Below are 25,975 nucleotides of genomic sequence, written 5' to 3'. Positions count from 1 at the left end.
TCTCCGGCTGTTAAGACAGATCGAGGACGGACCGTGATGGCCCGTCCTCGATCTGCTGTCAGTCAGTCGTCCGGGCCCGCAGGGCGCAAGGCGCCCAGCTCAGCCCGGCGCCGCACTCACTGTGCGGCTGGGACGATGTTGACGACCTTGCGGCCGCGGCGGCTGCCGAACTCCACGGCGCCGTCGGCCAGGGCGAACAGGGTGTCGTCCCCGCCGCGCCCGACGTTGGTGCCGGGGTGGAACTTGGTGCCGCGCTGGCGCACCAGGATCTCACCGGCGTTGACGGTCTGGCCGCCGAAACGCTTCACGCCGAGGCGCTGTGCGTTCGAGTCACGGCCGTTGCGAGTCGAGCTCGCACCCTTCTTGTGTGCCATAGGTCTGCCTGCCTCTCAGCTGGATGGTTGTGTGGAACGGGATGAGCGTGCGTCGTCTCGCCGCTCAGGCGATGGAGGTGACCTTCACGCGGGTCAGCTCAGAACGGTGACCCTGGCGCTTGTGATAGCCGGTCTTGTTCTTGAACTTGTGAATGACCACCTTCTTGCCGCGGACGTTCTCCAGAACCTCGGCAGTGACCGTGACCTTGGCGAGGTCGTCGGCTGCGGTGGTGACCTTGTCCCCGTCCACCAGCATCACTGCCGGCAGCTCAATGGTGCTGCCTGCCTCGGCGGGGACGCGGTCAAGGGTCACGAGGTCTCCGACGGAAACCTTCTCCTGGCGGCCGCCAGCGCGGACAATCGCGTACACCACTTGGGACTCACTTCTCTCGATGACAAATATGGACAAATTCCTGATCTGGTCGGACACGAGGACTCGACCACGGTCAGGCGGGATTCGCATCACGCCTGAGCATCTCAGGAATGCGGATCGTCTGACTGGCGGTCTACTCGTTCATCTCCGAGCACAGAAGACCTGCTGGTGCCGATGACACCAGGGATCTACTTTACGGGAAGAACCGCCCAGCAGCAACTGAGCGGCCCCTCCGACACGCCGATCATGTCGAGGGCGCGTCACCGTTCTCGGTCTCCGACTCCGAGCCGCCGTCGGAGGAGGTCTGGCTGATCTCCTCCGCGCTGACACCCACGCCGAGCATCACCGGCTCACCGGCTCCTGAACCGGCCGGCCCGCCCCGGGATCCCGAGCCGGCCTGCGCATCCGCGGAGTCAGCGGACCCCGCTTCGGTGCTGCTGAACGTCCGACTCGGCCCGGTGACCTCGGCCGAGACCTCCTGCACCTCACCGGCGGCACCCTGAGCGGAGCCTGCGGCTCGGCGACGCCGGCGCCCCCGAGGGCGGCCGGAGGCCTCTGAGTCGGCAGTGCGCCGCGAGGGACCCTCGTCTGCCGAGGACGCCTCGGACCGGGAGGCCAGGGCCTCGTCCAGCGAATCCAGCGAGACCGTGGCGGCACGCTCGTCGGACGACGGGGCCGCGGTCTCCTCGCCCCCTCGAGGCACCGGGACCGGCTCGCCGCCGATCGTCAGCACCGGGGTGTCTCCGCCGCCGGCGACCTCCTGCGGCTTCTGGTCGTCCTGCCCGCCGTGGCCGTGTGCGGCCTGATCCTGCCCGGCGGCCGCGAGGCTACCGCCGCCGGTGGCGCGGCGGGGCTTGCGCCCGCGACGTCGCCGGCCCGAGCCCTGCTGCTCGCCGGAGTCCTCCCGCGTCTGCCCGGACGTGTCCTGGCCCCCGCCGGAACCGGAGCCGCCGGACGTCTCGTCCGAGGAGTCCTCGGTATGTCCTGTCGTCGCCGCGGCGACCTGGGCCAGCGCCTGACGAGCCTTCTCCTGCTTCTCGCGCTCCTGGGCGCTCGGCTCGCCGGAGGTCTGCTGGTCGGACCCGGAGGAGGCCTTCCCGCCCTTCTTGCGACGCTTCTTCGGGCCCTTGCCGGAGCGTGCCTCCCCCTGGGAGGTGTAGGAGGGCACATGGCCGACCGGCTCCCCATGGGTGATCAGCCCGCGACCCGCGCAGTGCTCACAGGGCTCCGAGAAGACCTCCAGCAGGCCGGTCCCCATGCGCTTGCGCGTCATCTGGACCAGACCCAGAGACGTCACCTCGGCCACCTGGTGCTTCGTCCGGTCCCGCCCCAGACACTCCACCAGCCGCCGCAGCACCAGGTCCCGATTGGACTCCAGGACCATGTCGATGAAGTCGACGACGATGATGCCCCCGATGTCCCGAAGGCGCAGCTGCCGCACCAGCTCCTCGGCGGCCTCCAGATTGTTCCGGGTGACCGTCTCTTCGAGGTTCCCGCCGGAGCCGGTGAACTTGCCGGTGTTGACGTCGACCACAGTCATCGCCTCGGTCCGGTCGAAGACCAGGGAGCCGCCGGAGGGAAGGTTGACCTTGCGGTCCAGCGCCTTGGCCAGCTGCTCGTCGATGCGGTGGTGGGCGAAGATGTCGTCCGCCTTCTGCTCCTCAGGGTCCCAGCGGTGCAGCCGGTCCAGCAGGTGGGGCGCCACGTATGTCACGTAGGCCTCGACGCTGTCCCAGGTCTCCTCACCCTGGATCTCCATGGAGGAGAAGTCCTCGTTGAAGACGTCGCGGACGACCTTGATGGTCAGGTCCGGCTCGCTGTAGAGCAGCTCCGGGGCGAGGACCTTCCGGTCCGCCTTCTGAGCCTGGATGGTCTCCCACAGGGCACGGAGCCGGTTGATGTCATGGGTGAGCTCCTCCTCGGAGGCGCCCTCGGCGGCGGTCCGCACGATGACGCCGGCGTTGTCCGGCATCTGCTCCTTGAGGATCTTCTTCAGACGGGACCGCTCGGTGTCCGGCAGCTTGCGTGAGATGCCAGTCATCGAGCCGCCCGGCACGAACACCAGGTACCGTCCGGGCAGCGAGACCTGGCTGGTCAGCCGTGCCCCCTTGTGGCCGACGGGATCCTTGGTCACCTGGACCAGGACCGAGTCGCCCGACTTCAACGCGTTCTCGATCTTCCGGGGGGCGCCGTCCAAGTTGGCGGCGTCCCAGTCGACCTCACCGGCGTACAGCACCGCATTGCGGCCCCTGCCGATGTCCACGAAGGCCGCCTCCATGGAGGGCAGCACGTTCTGGACCTTGCCCAGGTACACGTTCCCGATGAGGGAGTCCTGCTGGGTGTTCGACACGTAGTGTTCGGCGAGCACTCCGTCCTCGAGGACGCCGATCTGGATCCGGTCGCCCTTCTGCCGGACGATCATCTTCCGGTCCACCGACTCGCGGCGAGCCAGGAACTCCGCTTCGGTGATGACCTGACGCCGACGTCCGGTCTCCCGGGAAGCACGACGACGCTGACGCTTGGCCTCCAGGCGCGTCGAGCCCTTGAGGCTGGCGACCTTCGTCGGGGCTGAGGACTCCGAGACCTCGCGGGGCGCGCGGACGCGCGTCACCGTGTGCTCCGGGTCGTCACCCTCGCCGCCGGCGACCTCCATGTCCACCGAACCACGGCGACGGCGCCGACGCTTGCGGACCACCTCGCCCTCGGCGTCGCGGGGCTCCTCACCGTTCTCACCATCTCCGGCCCCGCTCTGAGCGGAGGATCCGGAGTCACCGGACGGCGACGCCTCGGAGCTGGCCGATGATTCGGGCGTCTCGGAGTTCTCCGAGGACTGTCGGCTGCGACCCCGACCACCGCGGCGGCGCTTGCGCCGTGACCGCCGCTGTCCGCCGGAGCCGTCGTCATCGGCGCCAGATCCGCCCGAGGACTCGCCGACTGAGTCATCGCGGGAGTCTGCCCCGTCGTCCCCTCGGTCGTCCTGGTCCTCCCAAGCGTCCCGGTCCCGAGCGTCGTCATCGGACTCCGCGTCGGCGGCTGCCGCGTCCTCCCGAGAAGGACGGGAACGTCGCGCCTTCTCCACCACGGAGAGGTCGGGGGCCTGGAACAGGACCATGACGGGGTCGGCCGCCGGGGCCTCCTCGGCAGTCTGCGCGTCCTGGTCCGACTCCTCGTCCTCCTCGGTCGCGGCATCGGACGCCAGGCCGGCGGCCTCCTGAGCGGGAGCGTCCTCGGCAGTCCCGCGGGCCGGCGTGTCGCCGCCGGTGCCGGAGTCCGTGCCGCTGTCCGTGGCGGGCTCGGGCGTGTCGGTGTCCGGCTGGGCTGCGCTCGTGGCCTCTGCCGACTCGGCCGACGCGTCCGCCGGAGGGGGGCTGAACGGGTTGAAGATGTCCGCGCCGACGGTGTCCTGTGTCGACGCCGCGTCGTTCGGCGTGTCTGTGTGCGACATTGTTCTGTTGCTCCATGCCGACGCCGAGGCTGCCACACCCACCCTCGCGCCGGCTGCTTGTACGGTCATTCCTCCGGTCACGCCCTCCCGCTCTCTCACAGCGGGTGCGACCGGGGCACATCCTTGATGTCTGCAAAAACCTGTCTCGCAGCCTCGCGGACCATGCCGGGCGCTGACAGCGTCCTTCGCTGTGCGCTCTTCACGGCCTGTCCGCGAACACTCACTCCGTGCTGCTTCCGCCCGCGTGCAGTATTGGGGCCCGCGAGGGCTCCTGGGGCGTCGGCGGCGGCATCTTGCGCTGTGTCGTCCATCGTCTCGTCGGATCCGTGCAGACTCGGGGGCGTCCCTCGTCCACGACGGGTGCCGGCGTCGCCTGGCCCATGCATGTGGTGCGGATATGCAGCTGTCGGAGCAGTCAAGCTCGTCCGACCCCCGGGTGTGGTCCGGGCGTCGGTGATTCTCAGTATCGCACACCCGCACTCGGTCCCCCGGCAGGCTGATGCCCTGGGCCGGAGGACTCACGGTTCAGCCTCGGCCCGTACAATGCTGGACATGGCAGTGGAGAAGACCGCGACCGTGGAGGCCCCCGACGGCGGCCGCACCCTTCAGGCGCGCGGCCCGTTCAGCCGTCCTGCGGTGGGCCTGTGGCTGGTGATCACCGGACTCGTCGGGGCGGTGGCGAGCTTCCTGCTCCTCTACGAGCGGATCCAGCTGTGGCAGGACGCCGAGCACTCCACCGCCTGCGACATCAATCCATGGGTCTCCTGCGGGGAGGTCATGAACTCCTGGCAGGCCGCAACCTTCGGCTTCCCGAACATCTTCATCGGCGTGGTGGGCTTCCCCGTAGTGATCGCGATCGGCATCACGCTGTGGGCCGGGCTCCGCCCCCCGCGCTGGTACTGGTCCGGGCTCCAGGCCGGTGTCCTCTTCGCCTTCGGCTTCTGCGTCTGGCTGTGGTCGCAGGCCGTCTACGCCATCGGTGCGCTGTGCCCGTACTGCATGATCGTCTGGGCGGCGGTGATCCCTCTGACGGTGGCGGTGACCGCCCGCAACATCCTCGCCGGCGTCATCCCGGCCTCTGAGGCCCTGCGCCGCCTGACCGCCGACTGGTGGTGGGTGGTCATGGTGCTGCTCTATCTGCTGGTGGCCGTGAGCATCGTGCTCGAGCTGCCCCAGGCGCTCAGCCTCTGAGGCCGGACTCCCACGTTCACCGGACTCCCGCGCTCACCGGACTCCCCGGGCGAGTGCGCCGCGGACTCAGCCGAGGTCCGGCGTCGTCTTCTCCTCCTCGAGGAGCGTCCAATGGCTCCGATAGGCGTCCAGCACCGCCTCTTCCACGGCGTCCACCGTCAGGCCGGGCAGGAGTTCGTCTGCGGATCCCGCCGTCAGAGGATCCCAGGGGATGCCCAGATGCGCGTAGACCTCCCCCAGCACGCGGCGGACCTCCGCACCTCCTTCGACCACGATCACTGAGGAGAACAGCCAGCCGGTGGCGATGACGCGCTGGGCGGTGCCGATGACCTTGACGCGCCGATCCGCCGCCCACGGACCGGAGTCTCCCCGGCCCACCGCGTGCACGGATTCCCGTCCGGCGCAGTACTCCCCCGGGATCTCCCCCAGGCGCGCCTCCAGCCCGCAGGCGGTCAGCGCGTCAGTGAGGAGCTCGCCGAAGGCGGCGAAGCGGTCCTGGGACTCCACGATCGGATCGTCGTCGGGTTCGATGTGGTCCACCACGAGGCAGCCCGGATGATAGGCGGCGGCCCGCCCGCCGGCCCGCCGCACGAGAGGCTCGAATCCGAGTCGCCGACACGCCTCGGAGGCGGCGTCGAAGCCCGGCAGCCGCTGGTCCCGCTGGCCGAAGGCCACCGTCGGGCGAGGGCGATAGATCCGCAGCATCGGGGCGGTGCCGCCGGATCGCGTGCGCTGGAGCAGCGAGATCGCCCCGGCCAGGTCGGCCGCAGCACCCTGGGACGCCGCCAGTCGATGCAGCTGCAGCTCTTGGGACGGACGCGTCCGGCGTCGGGAGCTCCTCACAGCGGTCGGACGGTGAGGATCTGTTCGGCGCGGCCGAACGGGCCCTCAACGTCGTGCAGCACCGACGAGGTCAGGCCGACACCGTCGGCACCGAAGGTCTGCCGGGTCTGCACGCCCAGCCACTGTCCCACCGGAGTCCGATGCAGGTGGATCTGCAGGTCGACGTTGGGGAACATCCAGGACTCAGGCCCCGGAGGCACCCGCGGCGCCACGCCGTTGGCGGTGTCCACCATCCCGAGCAGGCGCACCAGCGACGACGTCTCCGCGCCGGAGACCATCTCATAGGGGTTGCGCAGCCAGGTGAGGCCGCGACCGGGGCGATGTTCCTCCCCCACACGGATCTCGAGGGAGCGGATGTAGCCGCCGGGCCAGACCTGCATGCCCTCCCAGGGCTCCATCAGATCGGGACCCGGCACGGCCTCGTCCTCGCTCGCCGCGACCTCGGCGGTGTCCGAGGTCTTCAGTCGCCAGCCTCGCGCCACCACCGCGGTGCGCCCCTGAGCGATCATCTCCGCCTCGACGAGCTCGATGGTGCGCCCCGGACGGATCATCCGGGTGACCACCTCGATCTCGCCCGCGTGGATGATGCCGTGGATGTCCAGGCTCAGGCGCGCCAGCCGCAGATCGTCACGGGGATGGAAGCTCTCCAGCGCATGCGTAAGGAGTCCCGTGGCGGGAGCCATGTGCTGCTCATGCGGGTTCCACGCCCCCTGGGCATGGATGGTGGAGCGGAACCGGCCCTCGCCGAGAGACTCATAGAAGAAGTCTCCGTCAGCGAGCTCTGTCGTCTCATCCTTCGTCTGCTGCGAGCCCCCGGACTGCACGGTCACGTCAGAAGTCCCAGTCCTCGTCCTCGGTCTCCACGGCCTTGCCGATGACGTAGGAGGAGCCCGAGCCGGAGAAGAAGTCGTGATTCTCATCGGCGTTGGGGCTCAGCGCGGAGAGGATCGCCGGGTTCACGTCGGTGACGTCCTTGGGGAACATCGCCTCGTAGCCGAGGTTCATCAGCGCCTTGTTGGCGTTGTAGTGCAGGAACTTCTTCACGTCCTCGCTCAGCCCGACGCCGTCGTAGAGATCGTGGGTGTACTGCACCTCGTTCTCGTAGAGCTCGAACAGCAGATCGAAGGTGTAGTCCTTCAGCTCCTGACGCCGCTCCGGAGTCTCGGCCTCCAGCGCGCGCTGGTACTTGTAGCCGATGTAATAGCCGTGCACCGCCTCATCACGGATGATCAGACGGATGACATCGGCGGTGTTGGTCAGCTTCGCGTGGGCGGACCAGTGCATGGGCAGGTAGAAGCCGGAGTAGAAGAGGAAGGACTCCAGGATCGTGGAGGCCACCCGCTTCTTCAGCCCGTCGTTCCCGTGGTAGTAGTCCATGACGATCTGAGCCTTGCGCTGCAGGTTCGGGTTCTCCCGGGACCAGCGGAAGGCGTCGTCGATCTCCTTGGTGGAGCACAGGGTGGAGAAGATCGAGGAGTAGGACTTCGCGTGCACCGACTCCATGAAGGCGATGTTCGTGTACACCGCCTCCTCATGCTGGGTCAGCGCATGCGGGATGAGCGCGACCGCGCCCACCGTGCCCTGGATGGTGTCCAGCAGGGTCAGTCCGGTGAAGACCCGCATGGTCAGGGTCTGCTCCTCCGGGGTGAGCGTCGCCCAGGACTGGACGTCGTTGGACAGGGGCACCTTCTCCGGCAGCCAGAAGTTGTTGACCAGACGGTTCCAGACCTCGCCGTCCTTCTCGTCCGGCATGCGGTTCCAGTTGATGGCCTCGACGTGGTCGAGCAGCGTCGAGGAGGTCGTCGCAGATGCTGATGTGGTCATCTCGGGTGAGGTCTCTCTTCTCGTCCGGGCGGGTCCGTTCGGCCCAGCCCTCGTCTCTCCGTCAGTGTCGATCAGCGCGGTGTCGATCAGCGCGGTGTCGGGCGTCCGGGGCGGGCTCCGCGGTGGGCCCGCCGCCGAACCTCACAGCATGCAGGACACGCAGCCCTCGACCTCGGTGCCCTCGAGCGCGAGCTGACGCAGACGGATGTAGTACAGCGTCTTGATGCCCTTCTTCCACGCGTAGATCTGGGCCTTGTTGATGTCGCGGGTGGTGGCGGTGTCCTTGAAGAACAGCGTCAGCGACAGGCCCTGGTCCACGTGCTGCGTGGCGGCCGCATACGTGTCGATGATCTTCTCATATCCGATCTCGTACGCGTCCTGGTAGTACTCCAGGTTGTCGTTGGTCAGGAAGGGCGCCGGGTAGTAGACGCGCCCGATCTTGCCCTCCTTGCGGATCTCGATCTTCGAGGCCACCGGGTGGATCGAGGAGGTCGAGTTGTTGATGTAGGAGATCGAGCCCGTCGGCGGCACGGCCTGCAGGTTCTGGTTGTAGATGCCGTGCTCCATCACGGAGGCCTTCAGCTCGCGCCAGTCGGCCTGCGTGGGGATGTGCACGTGGCTGAACAGCTCGCGGACCTTCTCGGTCTGCGGCTCCCAGACCTGCTCGGTGTACTTGTCGAAGAACTCGCCGGAGGCGTACGTCGAGTCCTCGAAGCCGTCGAACACCTCACCCTTCTCCATGGCCAGCCGGTTGGAGGCACGCAGTGCGTGGAACAGCACCGTGTAGAAGTAGATGTTCGTGAAGTCGAGGCCCTCGTCGGATCCGTAGAAGACCCGCTCCCGGGCGAGATAGCCGTGCAGGTTCATCTGGCCCAGGCCGATGGCGTGCGAGCGGCGGTTGCCGTCCGCGATCGAGGGGACTGAGTCGATGTAGGACATGTCCGAGACCGCGGTCAGCGAACGGATCGCCGTCTCGATGGTCTGCCCGAAGTCCGGGGAGTCCATCGTCTTGGCGATGTTCAGCGAGCCGAGGTTGCAGGAGATGTCCTTGCCCACCGTGGCGTAGCCGAGGTCCGGGTTGTACTCGCTGGGCTCGGAGACCTGCAGGATCTCGGAGCACAGGTTGGACATGGTGATCCGGCCCTTGATCGGGTTGGCCCGGTTCACCGTGTCCTCGAACATGACGTACGGGTACCCGGACTCGAACTGGATCTCCGCCAGGGTGGTGAAGAACTCCCGAGCGTTGATCTTCGTCTTGCGGATCCGCGCGTCGTCGACCATCTCGTAGTACTTCTCGGTCACCGAGATCTCACTGAAGGGCTTGCCGAAGACCCGCTCGACGTCGTACGGGGAGAACAGGTACATGTCCTCGTTGCGCTTGGCGAGCTCGAAGGTGATGTCCGGGACGACGACGCCGAGCGAAAGAGTCTTGATGCGGATCTTCTCGTCCGCGTTCTCCCGCTTGGTGTCCAGGAATCGGTGGATGTCAGGATGGTGCGCGTTGAGGTACACGGCACCGGCTCCCTGGCGGGCGCCCAGCTGATTCGCGTAGGAGAAGGAGTCTTCGAGCAGCTTCATCACCGGGATGACGCCGGAGGACTGGTTCTCGATCTGCTTGATCGGAGCGCCGTGCTCACGGATGTTGGTCAGCGACAGGGCGACCCCGCCGCCGCGCTTGGACAGCTGCAGCGCCGAATTGATGCCGCGGGCGATCGACTCCATGTTGTCCTCGATGCGCAGCAGGAAGCAGGAGACGAGCTCGCCGCGCTGCTTCTTGCCCGCGTTGAGGAAAGTCGGCGTCGCCGGCTGGAAGCGCCCGGAGACGATCTCCTCCATGATGTCCATCGCCAGCTGCTCGTCGCCGCGTGCCAGATGCAGGGCCACCATGCAGACCCGGTCCTCGAAGCGCTCGAGGTACCGCTTGCCGTCGAAGGTCTTCAGGGCATAGGAGGTGTAGAACTTGAAGGCGCCCAGGAACGTCGGGAAGCGGAACTTTCGGGCATAGGCGGTCTCCCAGAGCCGGTTGATGAACTCCCGGCTGTACTGTTCGAGGGTCTCGACCTCGTAGTAGTCCTTCTCGACGAGGTACTTCAGCTTCTCGTCCAGGTCGTGGAAGAACACGGTGTTGGTGTTCACGTGGTCGAGGAAGTACTGCCGCGCGGCCAACTGATCGGCCTCGAACTGGATCTTCCCGTCCGAGCCGTAGAGGTTCAGCATGGCATTGAGCTCGTGGTAACTCAGCCCCTGCCACTGCGGCGGCAGCTCCTTGGCGAGCTGCTCTCCGGCGGCACCGGCGTGCGATTCACGGTCCTTCAGCGGCGTGACTGCTGTTTCCAAAACTCTTCCAATCCCTGGTGGACGGTGGACACGTCGTCCTCAGTGCCCATCAGTTCGAACCTGTACAGATGAGGGACACCGCATTTGGCGGCGACGATGTCCCCGGCGATGCAGTAGCTCTCGTGGAAATTCGTGTTGCCTGCGCCGATGACTCCACGCAGGAGTCTCCGGTTGGACTCCACGTTGAGGAACTTGATGACCTGCTTGGGCACCGAGCCCCGTCCGCCGTCCGCCCCATAGGTGGGGAGGACCAGGACGAAGGGCTCCGTGGCCTGCAGAGTCTCCTCTCGGGTGTGGAGCGGGAGTCTGGCGACCTGCTCGGCCGGCAGACCCAGCTTCTCCACGAAACGATGGGTGTTGTTCGAGACCGAGGAGAAATAGATCAGGGATGCCGCCGTCGTCCTGCCGGGGCCGCCGTCCGCAGGGGCGCCCGCGGCGCCGGCGGGGCCGGCCGCCTCCACGGCTGCTGCGGTCATGGCTGCTGCTCCTCGATGGTTCTCAGGTGCTGCTCCGCACTGATTCCTGCCGGGTGTCCATGCGCGGGGAGACTCTCTCCACCCCGCTCGCGGTGTCAGAGATCAGGCGACCGAGGTGGCCTCGGCGCGCGCGGCGAGACCGGAGATCTTGTCCGGCCGGAAGCCCGACCAGTGGTCGTCCTCGGTGATGACGACAGGGGCCTGCATGTAGCCCATGGTGCGGACGCGCTCCAGCGCCTCCGGGTCCTGCGAGATGTCGACGGAGGTGTAGGCGACACCGTTCTTGTCCAGGGCGCGGTAGGTGGCGTTGCACTGGACGCATGCGGGCTTGGTGTAGACGGTGACGGACATGGTCCTCCCCTTCTCTCCCGCCCTCTGCGAGGGGCGGGCGTCGTCGTCGGGTGTTCCTGTGGAAGCAATGCCTCAATACTACATCTTGGGTCGGGGCACGGTAGTCACCACTAGATGCTGTACTCACACCAGTGTAGTTCGTCCACCGGCGAGTGCACAGCCCCTGTGGACCGACGGATCCGCGGATTCATGCGGATCCCTGCGTGACGCACCCCGGTGGTCCACAGCTGTGGAGATCGGCCCCTCCACGGGAAGGATGATTTTTCTCACCGCGTGTCGCGGCGTGTCGACCCGCTGGGACGGAAGATATGCCCCGCAGACGCAGAACCGGCCGCAACATCTTGTGCTGCGGCCGGTCCGAGGCAGGGTCGGGCGGGCGGAATCAGGGGCACAGGCCTCCGCTCAGCTCCACCGGGCGGTGATCACCTTCCCAGACGCCTGGGCGTCCCCGGCGGCGGCGAACAGCACCGCCGGATCCCCTGGGTCGAGCTCATGGGTGATGACCGACTCGATCTCCGGGCGTCTGGCCAGCATCTCCACGGCGGCGTCGATCTCCTCATGGAACCGAAAGGTGCCCACGTAGCGGACCTCCTTGGCGATGAACGGCGCCAGATCCACCGGTCGCGGTTCAGCCGGCACCATTCCCACCTGCACCACGACGCCCGCAGGACGCACTGCTTTCAGCACCGCCGAGATCGACGCCGCGGCACCGGAGCACTCCAGCACCAGGTCGTACGCGCTGGCAGGGAGTTCCTCCCGCGAGACGTCCACCGCGCCGTCGGCGCCCTGGCCGCGCGCCCTTTCCAACGGCTCCGCCAGAACATCGGCCACCGTGACCTCAGCGGCCCCGGCGTCGCGGAGCGCTGCGACCGCCAGCAGACCGACGGGCCCGGCGCCGGCGACCAGCACCCGTGCCCCCTGCACCGCGGCACCCACCGTCCGCGCCTGGGCGAGGGCATGCAGGGCCACTCCGAGCGGCTCCGCGAGCACGGCCCGGCGCACCGGGAGCTCCCGCGGGAGCGGTCGCACCATCTCCCGGTCCACCAGGAGCAGCTCGGTGAGCGCCCCCTGAGTATGAGGCCAGGTCGACGCGCTGCCCAGATACGATCCGTCCGGCCACAGATGGGGCGCCTCGGCGATCCGGGGGTCCCGCGTCCCGAACCGCGCAGGATGCACCGTCACCGGCGTTCCTGGCGCCCAGCCCCCGGACGGGTCGTGCTCCACCTCTCCGGAGAGCTCATGCCCCGGGATCAGCGGTTCCCACACCTCGAAGGCGCCGTTGGCCCCCTGCTGGAAGTAGTGCAGGTCGGATCCGCAGACCCCCACGTGGTGGACGGCGATGCGCACCTGGCCCGGGGACGGCGGCGGCACCACGGTCCGACGCACCTGCGCCTGCTCGGCGCCGTCGATGAACAGCGCACGCACCTCACGCGACCCCGCCTCCCCCGTCGTCCAGGGATCCCGTTCGCTGGGCCTGTCCATCAGACCACCGCCGTCATGCCGCCGTCGACGAACAGGTTCTGCCCGGACACGAAGCTCGAAGCCTCAGAGGTCAGGAAGAGCAGCGCACCGGAGAGCTCCTCGAAGGAACCCCAGCGTCGGGCCGGCGTGCGGGCCACCAGCCAGGAGCTGAACGCCTCGTCCTCCACCAGCGCCCGATTCATCTCCGTGGCGAAGTAGCCCGGCGAGATCGCATTCACCTGGATCCCATGGCGCGCCAGGTCGGCGGCCATGCCCTTGGTCAGCTGTGCCACGGCTCCTTTGGTGGCGGAGTACGGGGCGATCGTCTCCCGCGCCAGCATCGACTGGACCGAGGCGATGTTGACGATCTTGCCCGACCCGCGGGCGACCATCCCGGGCACCACGTGCCGCGAGACGTAGAAGACGCTGTCCAGATTCGAGGCGACCAGCGCGTCCCAGTCCTCCGGATCGAAGGTCTCGAACGGCGCGCGGCGCTGCAGGCCGGCGTTGTTGACCAGGATGTCGGGGACGCCGTGGACCGCGATGAGCTCCTCCAGCCCGGCCCGGACGGCCGCGACGTCGGTCACGTCGAAGCGGACCGACACTGCCTCGCGACCGGATCGACTCGAGGCCTCAGCCCGCACGGCTTCGAGGGCCTCAGCGTCCCGGCCGTGCACCACCACGCGGGCCCCGGCGTCGGCGAGAGTCAGCGCCAAGGCCCGACCCAGCCCTCGGGAGGACCCGGTCACCAGCGCCAGCCGGTCCGCGACGTCGAACAGGGCCGAAGGGCCGGTGGGCACGGTCGACCCCGGGTCATCGCCTGCGGACTCCGCAGGTCGCTGCATGTGCTGATCAGTCATGATCCCCCTTCTCAGACGGCACTGGCGGCCAGGTAGACGATGCCCACGAGCAGGAAGCCGAGGACGGACTGCAGCGCCTGCTGCACGGTCCAGGTCTTCAGGGTGGTCTTCACGTCCATGCCCATCAGGCGACCGACCAGCCAGAAGCCCGAGTCGTTGACGTGTCCTGCGAAGACGGAGCCTGCGGCCGTAGCGAGCACGATGCAGGCGACCTGAAGCGCATTGAAGTCGCCGGCGAGCACGGCCGGGGCGGCGAGGCCGGCCGCCGTCACCAGGGCGACGGTGGCCGATCCCTGGGCCAGACGCAGCGCCACCGCGATGAGATAGGCGGCGACGATGACGGGCAGCCCGATGCCGCTGAGCGAGTCCGCCAGAGCATCCCCGATACCCGAGGCTCGGAGCACCCCGCCGAACATGCCGCCGGCACCGGTGATCAGGATGACGGAGCAGACCGGGCCGAGGGCCGAGTCCAGCAGCTTCTCCAGTGCCGAGCCCTGTTCACCGCGGCGATGGCCCAGCACGACGGTGGCGACGATCACGGTGATCAGCAGGGCCATGGCCGAGGTGCCGAGGAACGTCAGCGTCTGGACCCACAGGTCCTCGTCGCTGACCACGCCGACCGAGGCCAGGCTGCTCAGGCCGGTGTTGAGGAAGATCAGGAACATCGGCAGCAGCAGCAGGCCGATGACGGTCGCAACCCGCGGCGGGTTGTGCGGCTGGTCGTCGTCGACGTCGCCGAAGAGGCTCGGGACGGGCACCATGATGCGCTCCCCCACCAGACGGCCCCACACGGCTCCTGCCAGGTACCACAGCGGATACGCGATGATGAGCCCCACCAGCAGGACGAGTCCGAGGTTCGCCTCGTAGAACTCGGTGGCCGAGACAGGGCCGGGATGCGGCGGCAGGAAGACGTGCATCACGGAGAAGGCGGCGGCGGTGGGGATGCCGAAGAGCAGGACCGACCTGTTGCCGGAGACCCGTCGGGCGACGGCGAAGACGATCGGCAGCATCATCACCAGGCCGGCGTCGAAGAACATCGGGAATCCCAGGATCAGGGAGGCGATTCCCAGCGCGAGCGGCGCCCTGCTCTCCCCGAATGTGGTCACCATCCGATCCGCCAGGGCCTTCGCCCCTCCGGAGTGCTCCACCAGCCGACCCAGCATGGCTCCCAGCGCCACGAGGATCGCCACCGACGCGAGGGTCGAGCCGAAGCCGTCCATGAGCGTCTCCGAGATGGCGGCCATCGGCACGCCGGCGACGATCGCGGTCAGCGCCGAGACGACCACCAGGGTGATGAAGGCGTGGACCTTGAAGCGGATGATGAGCAGCAGGATGAGCGCGACGGCGCCGACGGCGATGGCCAGCAGCGGACCGGTGCCCAGGGTCTGCGTCCAGTTGTCCATGTGTATCTCCATTGATCTGCGGGACGACGCGGCGGGGAGGACCGTGTCCTGCCTCACACGCCGTGAACAGAGCCGAGCCTGCCACATAGATCACACTTTTCGCAACCACTGGTCATACCTATGCGTGTCAGCCGTCACGGCCCCATCGTGGTGTCCTAGTGTGGTGGTGATCCGCCCCTCCCACCAGCATCCCCCACCAGCATCCGCAGCAGGACCTCTCCCCCAGAAGGCAGGCCCCGTGGCATCACACGACTCCGTCCTCGACCACCTCGGACGCCGCATCGCCGGCGGCGAGCTCGCCCCGGGCACCGTGCTGACTCTCGCGGGGCTCGAGTCCGAGTACGGGGTGTCGCGGACGGTGATCCGCGAGGCGGTCCGGGTGCTGGAGGCCAAGGGCATGGTCGCCTCCAAACGCCGCATCGGGGTCACCGTCGCGCCGATGAGCAGCTGGAGCGTCCTGGACCCCGATCTCATCCGCTGGAGGCTGCGCAGCGCGGCGCGGGCGCAGCAGATCGTCGCGCTGACCGAGCTGCGCCTGGCCGTGGAGCCGGCCGCCGCACGGTTGGCCGCACTGCGCGCCACGGAGGACCAGCGCGCCGAGATCGGCAGGCTCGCCGCCGAGCTCGACCGGCTCGGAGCCGCCGGCCGGGGCGACAGCCCCGAATACCTCGCCGCCGACATCGCCTTCCACGACTGCCTGCTGGACGCCTGCGGCAATCTCATGCTCACCGCCATCAAGGAGCCCATCGCCGAGGTCCTGACCGGCCGTCAGGACGCCGGCCTGACCCCTGCCCATCCCGTCCACGAGGCGCTGCACAACCACGTCGAGGCCGCCGGAGCCATCGTGCGCGGCGATCCGGACGCTGCGGAACATCACGTGCGCGCCTACGTCGAGACCATCCTCGCCGAGGTGCGGGTCCTGCCCTGAGCCTCTGCCGCCGGTCGGTCACCTGTGAGACCTGCCGCTCAGACCACGCGGTGGCGGCAGTCCCGGCCCTGCAGGACGTCCAGCAGATTGCCCACGGCGGCCTGCGCCATCCGGTGCACGGCCTCAGCAGTGTGGGCCCCGGTGTGCGGAGTGGCCACGACCCGCGGGTGACCGATCAGCGGAGACTCCCGGGGCGGCTCGGTCTCATAGGCATCGACTGCCACGCCGTGGAGCCGCCCCTCCTCCAGCGCCGCATGCGCGGCCTGCTCGTCCAGGAGTCCTCCCCGGGCCGTGTTGACCACGATGGCGCCGTCCGGCAGCAGGTCCAGGCGGCGTGCGTCGACCAGATGGCGGGTCCTCGGTGTCAGCGGCACATGCAGGCTGAGCACATCGGCCCGCCGGCACACCTCGTCGACGGAGCCGGGGACGATCCCAAGCTCACGGATGCGGTCATCGTCCAGGGCGGGGTCGCAGCCATGGACCTCCATGCCCAGTCCGGCGCCGGCACGAGCCACCTGCCGCCCGATCTCACCGAGTCCGATGACGCCCAGCCGACGCCCGCCGAGCTCCACACCGTCGGCCCGGGGCCAGTCCCCCGCGGCGACGGCGGCGTCGAGACGCGGGATGCGGCGTGCCACCGCGAACATCAGGCCGACCGTCAGCTCGGCCACCGACTGGGAATTGGCCCCCGGGGCGTTCGTCACGACGACGCCGGCCGCCCGCGCCGCCTCCAGGTCCACCCGGTCGGTGCCCACGCCGTAGCGGGAGATCACCGTCAGACGGGGGGCCGCTGCGATGACACGAGCTGTGTAGTCGTCCAGCCCGGCCACGACCCCATCGACATCGGCGATCAGGGCGATGAGCTCAGCTTCGCTCAGCGGCCGCCCGTGGGGGTTGAGCACGACGTCGGCCCCTGCCTCTCGGATCCGGCGCAGCGCCGGGTCCTCCGGCGTGCGGCTCAAGGACGTCGGGGTGACCAGGACCTTCATGCGGCACCTCCCGAGACATCTTCAGCCGGGCTGGTGCGGGCGTAGCCCTCCAGGTACCTGGCGAACTCAGCGGCGTATCGACGCGTCCGGGCCAGATCAGGGGTGATCGTGCTCCTGCGGGCCTCTGTGAGTGCAGGCTGCGCGCTCTCCACGCCGGCCGCGCGCAGTCCCATCTTCACCGCGCCCACCGTGGAGCTGTGCTGCAGCGCCGAGATCTCCATCTCCACGCCGAAGACATCGGCGGTCAGCTGGGTCCAGAACGGCGAGGAGAGCACGCCGCCGGAGAGGATGATCCGCTCCGGCTCGCCGTTGAGCGCCGTCAGCTCCCGGTAGCAGTGGAGCAGAGAGAACGTCACGCCATGCAGGACGGACTGATACATGTCTGCGCGACTGTGCCGGGGATGCAGCTCGAGGAAGCCCCCGCGCCGTTGGTCCTGCCAGCCGGGGCAGCGTTCACCGAACAGGAACGGCATGAACAGCGGCAGATCCCTCTCCCGGGCGCTGAGCATCGGCTCCAGCTGGTCGAAGGTCATCGCGCCGCCGAAGAGCTGGCCTTTGGCCCAGTCCACGCAGTTGGTGCATCCGGAGGCGGCTGCGCCGGAGAGCCAGCCGGTGGGCGAGCGATAGGCCCAGGTGCTCATCCGCGGTGACAGCGAGGGGCCGCCGACGGCGAACCGCAGGGCTCCCGAGGTCCCCATGGAGAAGGTCATCCGCCCAGGCTCGGTGGCATCCTCCCCCACCTGGTTGAGGCCCCCGTCCGGGGCAGGCACGACCACCGGGGTCCCGGCCGCCACACCGAGCATGCTCGCCGCCTGAGCGGTCAGCGGCGCGGTGTCGGCGCCGTCATGGAGCTCCGGAAGCTCGATGCCGTCGAGGCCAAGTCGACGGATCACCTCGTGGTCCCAGTCATCGAAGGAGGTGCTCAGCAGTCCCGTGCCGGAGGCCTGGGAGTAGGAGGTCCAGCGGCGACCGGTCAGTCGGGCGAAGGTGTAGCTGTTCTGGTCCATGACCACACCGCCGGTCAGGTCCATGCCCTGGCGGGCCAGGAGCATGAGCTTGAAGGCCGGGTAGATCGCATTGACCATGCAGCCGGTCCGCTCATAGAACCATCGCGTGAACTCCTTGTCCGCACGGAGGTCGGCACAGAGATCCTGGGCTCCCGTGTAGGGCCATTCCTGCACGCCGGTGATGGGGCTCAGGTCCGGCTCGCGGACGGTCAGGCCGTGCCAGGTTCCGGACAGCGCCACCATGTCCACCGAGCGCCCGGCGGCCGCTTCGGCACCGAGCTGGACCAGCTGGACGAAGATCCCTTCCGCCTCCCGGACGGCCGCATCCTCTCCCCCGATGACGAATCGGCGAGTCCGGACCGTCACCTCCTGGGTCTCGGTGTCGAAGAGCATGGTCTTCGCCGAGGTCGTGCTCGCTTCGAGGGCAAGGATGAGCATCCCGTCTCGCCTCCTGGGTCGACGCTGAAGGTGGAGGCGAGCCGCCCGAGGCGGCACCGCCTGCCGCCAATGATATGATCATTTCGCTCGAAAAGTGAACCGGGCCACTCTGACGCCCGATGGACAGGTCGACGATGACCGACGCGCTCGCCACCATCGCCCACCACGGCGTGGTCCCCGTGGTCACGCTCCACGACGCCGACCACGCGCCATCTCTGGGCCGCGCGCTGATCGCCGGCGGGCTTCCCGTCGCCGAGGTGACCTTTCGCTCGGCGGCCGCTGAGTCCTCGGTGGCCGCGCTCACCCGAACGCCTGATCTGCTGGTCGGGGCCGGCACGATCGTCACTGCGGAGCAGGTGGACCGGGCCGCGACGGTCGGAGCGCAGTTCATCGTCTCCCCGGGACTGTCCCGTGCCGTGGTGGACCGCGCCGCCGCCCACGGACTGCCCGTCATCCCCGGAGCCGTCACCGCCAGGGAGGTGCAGTCTGCCCTCGAGATGGGCCTGACCACGGTCAAGTTCTTCCCCGCCGCCACCTCCGGCGGCCCCGAGGCCATCAGCGCACTCAGCGCCCCGTTCCCCCAGGTGCGATTCATGCCCACCGGAGGGGTGACGACCCGGACCCTCCCTGACTACCTGGGACTGCCTTCCGTCCTCGCCGTCGGCGGCTCCTGGATGATTCCGAGCGACCTGCTGACCCGGCAGGACGAGGCAGCTCTGACCGGGACGATCCGGCACAGCGTGGAGCACGTCGCGCACGTACGTCGGGACACACGACGGCGGGGCTGACCTCCTCGAAGAGATCAGCCCCGCCGTCGTGATGGTCAGGCCGCGCCCGGGTGCGCCTCAGGCCGTGTCCTCATCCACCCAGTCGAAGGACCGCTCGACGGCCTTCTTCCACAGCCTCAGGGACCGCTCGCGCTCGGCGGCGTCCATGGTCGGGCTCCAGCGCTTGTCCTCCGCCCAGTTCGCGGTGACCTCCTCGGTGCCCTTCCAGAAGCCGACCGCGAGCCCCGCCGCATAGGCGGCGCCGAGCGCCGTGGTCTCGATGACCTGCGGGCGCACCACGTCCACGCCGAGGATGTCTGCCTGGAACTGCATCAAGGTCTCGTTGACGACCATGCCGCCGTCGACCTTCAGCTCGGTGAGAGGGCGACCGGCGTCCTCGTCCATGGACTCCACCACCTCCGCGCTCTGGTAGGCGACCGACTCCAGGGCGGCCCGGCACAGGTGGTTCTGGTTGACGTACCGCGTCAGACCCACGATCACTCCGCGGGCATCCGACTTCCAGTAGGGGGCGAACAGCCCGGAGAAGGCCGGGACGATATAGGCCCCGCCGTTGTCCTCGACCTTCTTGGCCTTCTCCTCCGACTCCGGAGCGCTGCGGATGATGCCCAAGTTGTCGCGCAGCCACTGGACCAGGGATCCGGTCACGGCCACGGCGCCCTCGAGGGCATAGATGGTGTTCTGCTCTCCGATCTTGTACGCCACCGTGGTCAGCAGGCCGTTCTCGGAGCGGACGACGTCCTCCCCGGTGTTCATCAGCATGAAGTTTCCGGTGCCGTAGGTGTTCTTGCCCATGCCCGGCTCGAAGCATGCCTGACCGAAAGTGGCAGCCTGCTGGTCACCCAGGATGCCGGAGATCGGGGTGTCGATGAGCAGACCCTGCTTGTGGCCATGGCCGTAGACCTCGGAGGAGGAGCGGATCTCCGGAAGCATGGAGGTCGGGACCCCCATGTCCGCGCAGATCTCCTCGTTCCAGTCCAAGGTGTCGATGTTCATCAGCATCGTGCGCGAGGCGTTGGTGACGTCAGTGATGTGCACTCCGCCGTTGGGGCCGCCGGTCATGTTCCACACCAGCCAGGAGTCCATGGTGCCGAACATCAGGTCGCCGGCCTCGGCACGCTCCCGAGCCCCCTCGACATTGTCGAGGATCCAGCGGATCTTGGGGCCGGCGAAGTAGGTGGCTAGCGGAAGGCCCACTCGCTCCTTGTAGCGCTCTGGACCGACGTCGCCTGCGAGCTCGTCGCAGATCGCCTGGGTGCGGGTGTCCTGCCAGACGATGGCATTGTGGACCGGCTCGCCGGTGTGGCGGTCCCAGACGGCGGTGGTCTCCCGCTGATTGGTGATGCCGACGGCGGCGAGGCTGTGCCGGTTGATGTTGGCGTCGGCCAGAGCCAGGCCGACGACCTCGCGGGTGTTGCGCCAGATCTCCTGCGGGTCGTGCTCGACCCAGCCGGCGCGGGGCAGGATCTGCTCGTGCTCCTTCTGCCCGCTGCCGACGATCTGTCCGCCGTGGTCGAAGACGACGGCTCGCGTGGAGGTGGTGCCTTGGTCGATCGAGAGGACGTAGTCGTTCATGGGTCTGGTTCCTTCCCAGGGGAATGTGCCGCGCTGTGCGGCTGCTGGTCGGACTGCTGGTCGTGATGTCTTCAGTCTGCCTGGAGACTGGGCGGCGCGTCAGCCCCCTCGTGCGGAGCTCAGCTGAGCAGCGGCAGGACCTGGACGGTGGTTCCGGCGAGGATCGCGCCCAGGATCGGGCCGACGATGGGCACCCAGGAGTAGGCCCAGTCGCTCGACCCCTTGTTGCCGATGGGCAGCAGCGCGTGGGCGATGCGGGGACCGAGGTCACGGGCGGGGTTGATCGCATAGCCGGTGGGACCACCGATCGAGGCACCGATGCCGACGACGACCAGCGCCACGGCCAGCGGGCCGAGCTCCGAGGGGGTCTCGCCGAACATCAGCACCAGCAGGACCAGCACATAGGTGCCGATGACCTCGGTGACGACGTTCCAGCCGTAGGCCCGCTTCTCCGGTCCGGTCGAGAAGACGCCGAGGATCTTGCCTGCGTCAGTCTCGGCGTCGAAGTGCTTCTTGTAGGCCAGCCAGGCCAGGACCGCGCCGATGAAGGCACCGATCAGCTGGGCCGCGAAGTAGGCGAACATATGCGGCACGGTGGCCGCGATGCCCGGGGCGAACTCCTCAGCCCCGGAGGTCATCAGGCCGACGGTCACCGCCGGGTTGATGTGGGCTCCGGACCCGTAGGCCACATAGACACCGGCGAAGACGCCGAGGCCCCAGCCGAAGTTGATGAGCAGCCAGCCGCCGCCCAGCCCCTTGGTCCCGGCCAGGATCGCGTTGGCGACCACGCCGGCACCCATGAGGATGAGCATCGCGGTGCCCATGATCTCAAACAGGAAGATCGTTTCCATTGGTCCCTCTCCTATTGCCATTCATCATTGAACGAGGTGCGGATGATGATACCTGTGAGCGGACGAACATTTCGCCGTTTGGCTGTGCTGTATCTCACAGTCCATTCAGGGTGGACCTCTGCCCGTCCGATCAGGGACGGGCGAGACACCCGGACGTCGCCGCCGACTCCTGCCGGGCGGCGACGTCAGATCAGGGTCACCGAGCGAGGTAGTCCGGCGTGGCCTCCGCCACCAGCGCAGCCGCCTCGGCGTCGCTGGTGGTGCGTTCAGCGGCCAGGTGCGCCTCGACCACCTGTGTGAAGGCCTGCTTCTCACGCGCGACAGCGGCCTCGTCCCAGCCCAGGGCCGGTGCGACGATCTCGATCACGGCGTCCATGGCGCCCAACCCGCGGTCCGGGACCTCGTGGAAGACCCGGGTGCGCCGCTCGAGGAGGTCCTCCAGGTGGAGGGCGCCCTCGGCACGGGCGGCATAGAGGAACTCCACCCGGAGGTGCCCCCCGGTGCCGGGCGCCTCCTCGCCGAGAGCAGGGTCTTCTTCGACCAGGGCCAGCAGCTCCGGAAGCAGCGAGCCGTATCGGTTGAGCAGCCGGTCCACCGTCTCGTCCGACCAGCCGTGGGTCTGACCGATCTCCGGCGCCCGGGCCTCCCACTCGCTGTATCCCTGCCCGCCGAGCAGCGGCATGGCATGGGTCAGACTCTCGCGGTGGACCTGCCGGTCCCCGAGGGCGAAGGTGATGACGTCCTCCGCCATGACCCGGTAGGTCGTCAGCTTGCCTCCCGCCACGGCGGAGAGCCCGGGGGCCAGACGCATGACGGTGTGCTCGCGGGAGACCTTGGAGCTCTTCGACTCGTCGGTCTCCACCGGCTGCAGCAGCGGACGCAGGCCGGCCCACGTGCCGATGACGTCGTCACGGCTGAGGTCGGACTCCAGCACCGCATTGGCGTGCTCGAGCACGTAGTCGATGTCCTCCGCGGTGGGCGCAGGGGTGTCGATGTCCTCATGCCACGCGGTGTCGGTGGTGCCGATGGACCAGTAGCGCCCCATGGGGATGATGAACAGGACGGACTTCTCGGTCTGGGTGATGACGCCGACATGGTCGTCGGCGGAGATCCGGTCCTTCGGCACAGTGATGTGGATGCCCTTGGAGGCCAGCACCTTCAGCCCCGACGGGACCTCGGCGGCCTCCTGCTGCCGACCCGTCCAGACGCCGGCGGCCAGCACCGTCTCCCGCGCATGGATCTCGAGGCGCTCACCGGTCTCGCGGTCTCGCACGGCCACTCCCTGGACGGGAGCATCCTCGGCGGCGGCGGCCTCGGCGTCTGCGGTGTCGGCCGCACCCGCACGCAGGTACTCGATGACCTCCGTACGGGTCGCCACCAGGGCGCCGAGACTGTGGGCGCTGCGAGCCAGCGTCATGACCAGCCGCGCGTCGTCGACCTGGGCGTCGTAGTACTCCAGGGCGCCGATGAACTTGTCATGGTCCAGGCCCGGGAAGCGCTGCCGCAGCCGCGCGCGGGAGAGATGCCGATGGAACGGCACCGGGCGCTTCTCCCCGGGACGCATGGACATCGCGTCATAGAGGGAGACCCCGGAGCCGATGAACGCTCGGTCCAGCACGCGCTTCTCGAACGGGAAGACGAACGGCAGGGCCCGCACCAGATGCGGCGCGGTGTGCTTCAGCAGCAGGTCGCGCTCCCGGAGAGCCTCAGAGACCAGCTTGAAGTCGAGCATCTGCAGATAGCGCAGCCCGCCATGAACGAGCTTCGAGGAGCGGGACGAGGTGCCCTGGGCGAGGTCCTGCAACTCCACCAGGCCGACGCGGAGTCCGCGCGTGGCGGCGTCGAAGGCTGCGGCGGCGCCGACGACTCCACCGCCGACGACGAGGACGTCCAAGGGGTCCTCGGGACTGGTCCCCGCCATCGCCTCGAGGGCCTCGCGGCGGGTCTCTGTGCTGAGCGGCTCTGCTCTCACCGGCGATCTCCTTGTCACGTGGACGGTGATGTGTGGTCCATCTCATCGGGTCCAGCGCATCTTCTCAAGCATTCTGCACAAACGTGCACCATTGGGGCATACTGCACACCATGAAGGCCTCATACCGCGAGAAGGCGGAGTACCACGCTGCACGGATGTACTACGGCGAGCATCGGACCATGCAGTCCGTCGCGGCGGAGCTCGGCGTCTCCCGCTCCACCGTGTCCCGGCTCCTGCAGCAGGCACGCCGGCAGGGCATCGTCAGGATCTCGCTGCATCCCCCGGTGGACCGCACCAGCGCCCTGGAGCACCGGATCGGTGAGCTCTACGGGGTGCGCGCCCATGTGGCCGTCTCCGAACGCGGGGACGACCCCGCACGTCGCAGCGACAGCGTCTCGGTGCTGGCCGCCGGGCTCATCGACCGGCTCGTCACCCCGGGAGCTGTGGTGGGCGTGGCCTGGGGCCAGACGATGACCTCGGTGGTGGCGCGGCTGAACCGGCGCGAGGTCCCCGACCTGCATGTGGTGCAGCTCAACGGCGCGGTGAACTCGGAGCCGGAAGGCATCGGTGCTCCGCTCGGGACCGGAATCGGCGTGGTGGAGCGGTTCGCCGCGGCCTACGGCGCCCGGGCCCACGTGTTCGCCGTGCCGGCGTTCTTCGACTACGAGGAGACGAAGAAGGCGCTGTGGCGGGAACGCTCGACCCGCCGCATCCTGGACATGCACCGCCGCGCCTCCCTCGCGGTCTTCGGGGTCGGGACCTTCGCGGAGGGCCAGGCCTCCCAGGTCTACTCCGGCGGATACCTCAGCCGAGACGACCTGAACGCGCTCAGCGCCGAGCAGGTGGTGGGTGACGTGTGCACCGTGTTCCTCCGGGCCGACGGCAGCTGGGAGGACATCGCACTGAACAGCAGGGGCTCCGGACCGGTGCCCACGGAGCTCGTGGAGGTGCCGCGGCGCGTGTGCGTGGTCAACGGTCCCCACAAGGTGCCCGCGCTGCGCGGGGCCCTGGCCGCGGGTCTGGTCACCGATCTGGTGCTGGACCAGATCTCCGCGGACCGCCTGGCGTACGGCCAGCACCGGGACCAGGCGGTGGCAGAGGGCTGAGGCGTCCCGCGACGTAGGCCGGCGGCCTGAGCATCGGCCTGAGCAGCGAGGTGAGCATCGAGGTGAGCATCGGCATGAGCAGCACCACGCGCGGTCCGCGGAGAACAGCTCCCAGGTCTCGATTCGGCCACATGCGTCGAGGAACTTCACAGGTTCCGCTCCTAGGGTCGACAATCGAAGGGGTCGAGCTGCACCGACTCGACACCCCGGCTCGTATCGACGCGCCGGGACGGAATACGAAGGAGTGACCATGTCCACTGGCCAGTCCACTGAGGCCGACAGCCGTCTCCTGTCTGCCGATGGGCCCAGCCCTTCCCCCCGTGAGCAGCACTCTCCCTCCCCCGGCCGCTCTCGCCCGGACGGCCCGACGCGCGCCGACGACGCGGAGGACCAGCCCCCGCGCCAGGCAGGCCGCACCCGTGGCGCCGCGATCGCCCGCACCGACGCCGTCGCCGACGACGACACCTACCAGCAGCTGCTGCGGCAGCTGCACACCAACGCCGGCAAGAACGGCACCACCGGGGCAGTGCCGCGCATGGTCGACATCCGCCGCCAGCTCACCGAGTTCCAGCTGCACTACAAGTTCGGCATAGACGAGGTGCTGACCAAGATCAACGTGCTGCGCGAGGAGTTCGAGCACACCCGGGACTATTCCCCCATCGAGCACGTCAACTTCCGGCTGAAGTCACTGGACCGGATCCTGGACAAGGTCCAGCGCTACGGCTGCGAGCCCACCCTGGAGGGCATCCGCGGCTCCATCCGCGACATCGCCGGGATCCGGATCACCACCTCCTTCGTCTCCGACGCCTATTGGGTCGCCGAGATGCTGTGCAGCCAGCCGGACCTGCGCGTGGTGGAGGTCAAGGACTACATCCGCAGCCCCAAGCCGAACGGGTATCAGAGCCTGCACGTGATCGTGCAGGTTCCGGTGTTCCTCTCCAACCGGACCGAGTTCGTCTACGTGGAGGTGCAGATCCGCACGGTGGCGATGGACTTCTGGGCCTCCCTGGAGCACAAGATCTACTACACCTACTCCGGTGAGGTCCCTGACGACATCCACGACCAGCTGCGCGACGCTGCCGAGAAGGCCGCCGCGCTGGACCGCCAGATGGCGGACATCCGGGATCGCGTCACCGCCCTGAAGGAACAGGCGCCGAGCTCCGGGCAGGGTGCGACCGGTCCGACGCCGGCCGCCGCCGACCGCCCTCGCACCGGACCGTGGTTCCCCGACGAGGACGTGCCCGAGAGCGAGTTCCCCGGAGAACAGGCCTCCAGCGCCGCGTGGAAGTGGGAGGACATCGCACAGCAGGCCTCCTCGCAGCAGAACTGAGCCGCGCACAGAGCGGCAACCGGCCGGCGTCCAGGCACCCAGCGGGTCCGTCGTCT

22 protein-coding genes are annotated in these 25,975 nt (G+C 68.6%); 5 read left to right on the top strand and 17 right to left on the bottom strand.

What is annotated here, in order from left to right:
* Positions 1–116: 116 nt before the first annotated feature.
* From rpmA to ABD658_RS01520, 3 genes are all read right to left on the bottom strand, one after another.
* On the bottom strand, positions 117–374 hold the full coding sequence (gene rpmA / locus ABD658_RS01530) for a 50S ribosomal protein L27 (protein ID WP_070158810.1): 258 nt from the start codon (positions 372–374) through the stop codon (positions 117–119).
* A 64-nt stretch (positions 375–438) separates the two neighbouring features.
* The gene (gene rplU, locus ABD658_RS01525) at positions 439–747 is read right to left on the bottom strand and encodes a 50S ribosomal protein L21 (protein WP_070158809.1); all 309 of its coding nucleotides are present in this window, start codon (positions 745–747) and stop codon (positions 439–441) included.
* Between the two features lie 244 nt (positions 748–991).
* Positions 992–4,192, bottom strand: a complete 3,201-nt coding sequence (locus ABD658_RS01520) for an Rne/Rng family ribonuclease (RefSeq protein WP_344682810.1) — start codon at positions 4,190–4,192, stop codon at positions 992–994.
* Positions 4,193–4,744: 552 nt separating this feature from the next.
* On the opposite strand from ABD658_RS01520, the gene ABD658_RS01515 reads away from it, so the two are divergent.
* Positions 4,745–5,383 (top strand): vitamin K epoxide reductase family protein, encoded by a 639-nt coding sequence (locus tag ABD658_RS01515; protein WP_344682808.1) that lies wholly within the window; start codon positions 4,745–4,747, stop codon positions 5,381–5,383.
* A gap of 66 nt (positions 5,384–5,449) precedes the next feature.
* Here the strand turns inward: ABD658_RS01515 and ABD658_RS01510 are convergent, their stop codons facing one another.
* The 9 genes from ABD658_RS01510 to ABD658_RS01470 form a co-directional block, all read right to left on the bottom strand.
* Positions 5,450–6,226 (bottom strand): lipoate--protein ligase family protein, encoded by a 777-nt coding sequence (locus tag ABD658_RS01510; protein ID WP_344682806.1) that lies wholly within the window; start codon positions 6,224–6,226, stop codon positions 5,450–5,452.
* The gene (locus ABD658_RS01505) at positions 6,223–7,056 is read right to left on the bottom strand and encodes a thioesterase family protein (protein WP_344682804.1); all 834 of its coding nucleotides are present in this window, start codon (positions 7,054–7,056) and stop codon (positions 6,223–6,225) included. The genes ABD658_RS01510 and ABD658_RS01505 overlap by 4 nt, the downstream gene beginning before the upstream one ends.
* Position 7,057: 1 nt before the next feature.
* Entirely contained in the window at positions 7,058–8,050 is a 993-nt protein-coding gene (gene nrdF / locus ABD658_RS01500) for a class 1b ribonucleoside-diphosphate reductase subunit beta (protein ID WP_311024251.1), read from the bottom strand.
* 141 nt (positions 8,051–8,191) lie between these two features.
* On the bottom strand, positions 8,192–10,312 hold the full coding sequence (gene nrdE, locus ABD658_RS01495) for a class 1b ribonucleoside-diphosphate reductase subunit alpha (protein ID WP_425574454.1): 2,121 nt from the start codon (positions 10,310–10,312) through the stop codon (positions 8,192–8,194).
* A 50-nt stretch (positions 10,313–10,362) separates the two neighbouring features.
* Positions 10,363–10,863, bottom strand: coding sequence for a class Ib ribonucleoside-diphosphate reductase assembly flavoprotein NrdI (gene nrdI / locus ABD658_RS01490; RefSeq protein WP_344682801.1), 501 nt, complete (start codon positions 10,861–10,863; stop codon positions 10,363–10,365).
* A 102-nt stretch (positions 10,864–10,965) separates the two neighbouring features.
* Positions 10,966–11,214 carry a glutaredoxin-like protein NrdH gene (nrdH, locus tag ABD658_RS01485; RefSeq protein ID WP_344682799.1) on the bottom strand — a complete coding sequence of 83 codons (249 nt, stop codon included), beginning with the start codon at positions 11,212–11,214 and terminating at the stop codon, positions 10,966–10,968.
* 402 nt (positions 11,215–11,616) lie between these two features.
* Positions 11,617–12,696 (bottom strand): zinc-binding dehydrogenase, encoded by a 1,080-nt coding sequence (locus ABD658_RS01480; protein ID WP_344682797.1) that lies wholly within the window; start codon positions 12,694–12,696, stop codon positions 11,617–11,619.
* On the bottom strand, positions 12,696–13,520 hold the full coding sequence (locus tag ABD658_RS01475) for a glucose 1-dehydrogenase (RefSeq protein ID WP_070162615.1): 825 nt from the start codon (positions 13,518–13,520) through the stop codon (positions 12,696–12,698). Before ABD658_RS01475 ends, ABD658_RS01480 begins: the two co-directional genes overlap by 1 nt.
* 26 nt (positions 13,521–13,546) lie before the next feature.
* Positions 13,547–14,938 carry a GntP family permease gene (locus ABD658_RS01470; RefSeq protein WP_070162613.1) on the bottom strand — a complete coding sequence of 464 codons (1,392 nt, stop codon included), beginning with the start codon at positions 14,936–14,938 and terminating at the stop codon, positions 13,547–13,549.
* Positions 14,939–15,176: 238 nt separating this feature from the next.
* Between ABD658_RS01470 and ABD658_RS01465 the strand changes: the two genes are divergently transcribed.
* Positions 15,177–15,866, top strand: a complete 690-nt coding sequence (locus tag ABD658_RS01465; RefSeq protein WP_311024247.1) for a FadR/GntR family transcriptional regulator — start codon at positions 15,177–15,179, stop codon at positions 15,864–15,866.
* A 38-nt stretch (positions 15,867–15,904) separates the two neighbouring features.
* Here ABD658_RS01465 and ABD658_RS01460 read toward each other — a convergent pair whose 3' ends face one another.
* Complete coding sequence (locus ABD658_RS01460) at positions 15,905–16,855, bottom strand: phosphoglycerate dehydrogenase (protein ID WP_344682791.1); 951 nt, start codon at positions 16,853–16,855, stop codon at positions 15,905–15,907.
* Positions 16,852–18,300, bottom strand: coding sequence for a gluconokinase (locus ABD658_RS01455; protein ID WP_344682789.1), 1,449 nt, complete (start codon positions 18,298–18,300; stop codon positions 16,852–16,854). Before ABD658_RS01455 ends, ABD658_RS01460 begins: the two co-directional genes overlap by 4 nt.
* A 134-nt stretch (positions 18,301–18,434) precedes the next feature.
* Here ABD658_RS01455 and eda point away from each other — a divergent pair, with 134 nt between their 5' ends.
* Positions 18,435–19,088 (top strand): bifunctional 4-hydroxy-2-oxoglutarate aldolase/2-dehydro-3-deoxy-phosphogluconate aldolase, encoded by a 654-nt coding sequence (gene eda / locus ABD658_RS01450; RefSeq protein WP_344743673.1) that lies wholly within the window; start codon positions 18,435–18,437, stop codon positions 19,086–19,088.
* 57 nt (positions 19,089–19,145) lie between these two features.
* On the opposite strand, the gene glpK is transcribed toward eda, so the two are convergent.
* From glpK to ABD658_RS01435, 3 genes are all read right to left on the bottom strand, one after another.
* Positions 19,146–20,660 (bottom strand): glycerol kinase GlpK, encoded by a 1,515-nt coding sequence (gene glpK, locus ABD658_RS01445; protein WP_344682787.1) that lies wholly within the window; start codon positions 20,658–20,660, stop codon positions 19,146–19,148.
* A gap of 119 nt (positions 20,661–20,779) precedes the next feature.
* Positions 20,780–21,511 (bottom strand): MIP/aquaporin family protein, encoded by a 732-nt coding sequence (locus ABD658_RS01440; RefSeq protein ID WP_344682785.1) that lies wholly within the window; start codon positions 21,509–21,511, stop codon positions 20,780–20,782.
* A 196-nt stretch (positions 21,512–21,707) separates the two neighbouring features.
* A complete protein-coding gene (locus ABD658_RS01435) occupies positions 21,708–23,432 on the bottom strand; it encodes a glycerol-3-phosphate dehydrogenase/oxidase (protein ID WP_425574453.1) in 1,725 nt (574 codons plus the stop codon).
* A 161-nt stretch (positions 23,433–23,593) separates the two neighbouring features.
* On the opposite strand from ABD658_RS01435, the gene ABD658_RS01430 reads away from it, so the two are divergent.
* Positions 23,594–24,589, top strand: a complete 996-nt coding sequence (locus tag ABD658_RS01430; protein ID WP_085437277.1) for a sugar-binding transcriptional regulator — start codon at positions 23,594–23,596, stop codon at positions 24,587–24,589.
* A 250-nt stretch (positions 24,590–24,839) separates the two neighbouring features.
* Complete coding sequence (locus tag ABD658_RS01425) at positions 24,840–25,919, top strand: GTP pyrophosphokinase (RefSeq protein WP_344682780.1); 1,080 nt, start codon at positions 24,840–24,842, stop codon at positions 25,917–25,919.
* Positions 25,920–25,975: the final 56 nt, after the last annotated feature.

Source organism: Nesterenkonia aethiopica (assembly GCF_039534665.1).
GTDB lineage: Bacteria > Actinomycetota > Actinomycetes > Actinomycetales > Micrococcaceae > Nesterenkonia > Nesterenkonia aethiopica.
The sequence above is the reverse complement of the archived record's forward strand: the minus strand, read 5'-3'. Positions and strand labels throughout refer to the sequence as shown.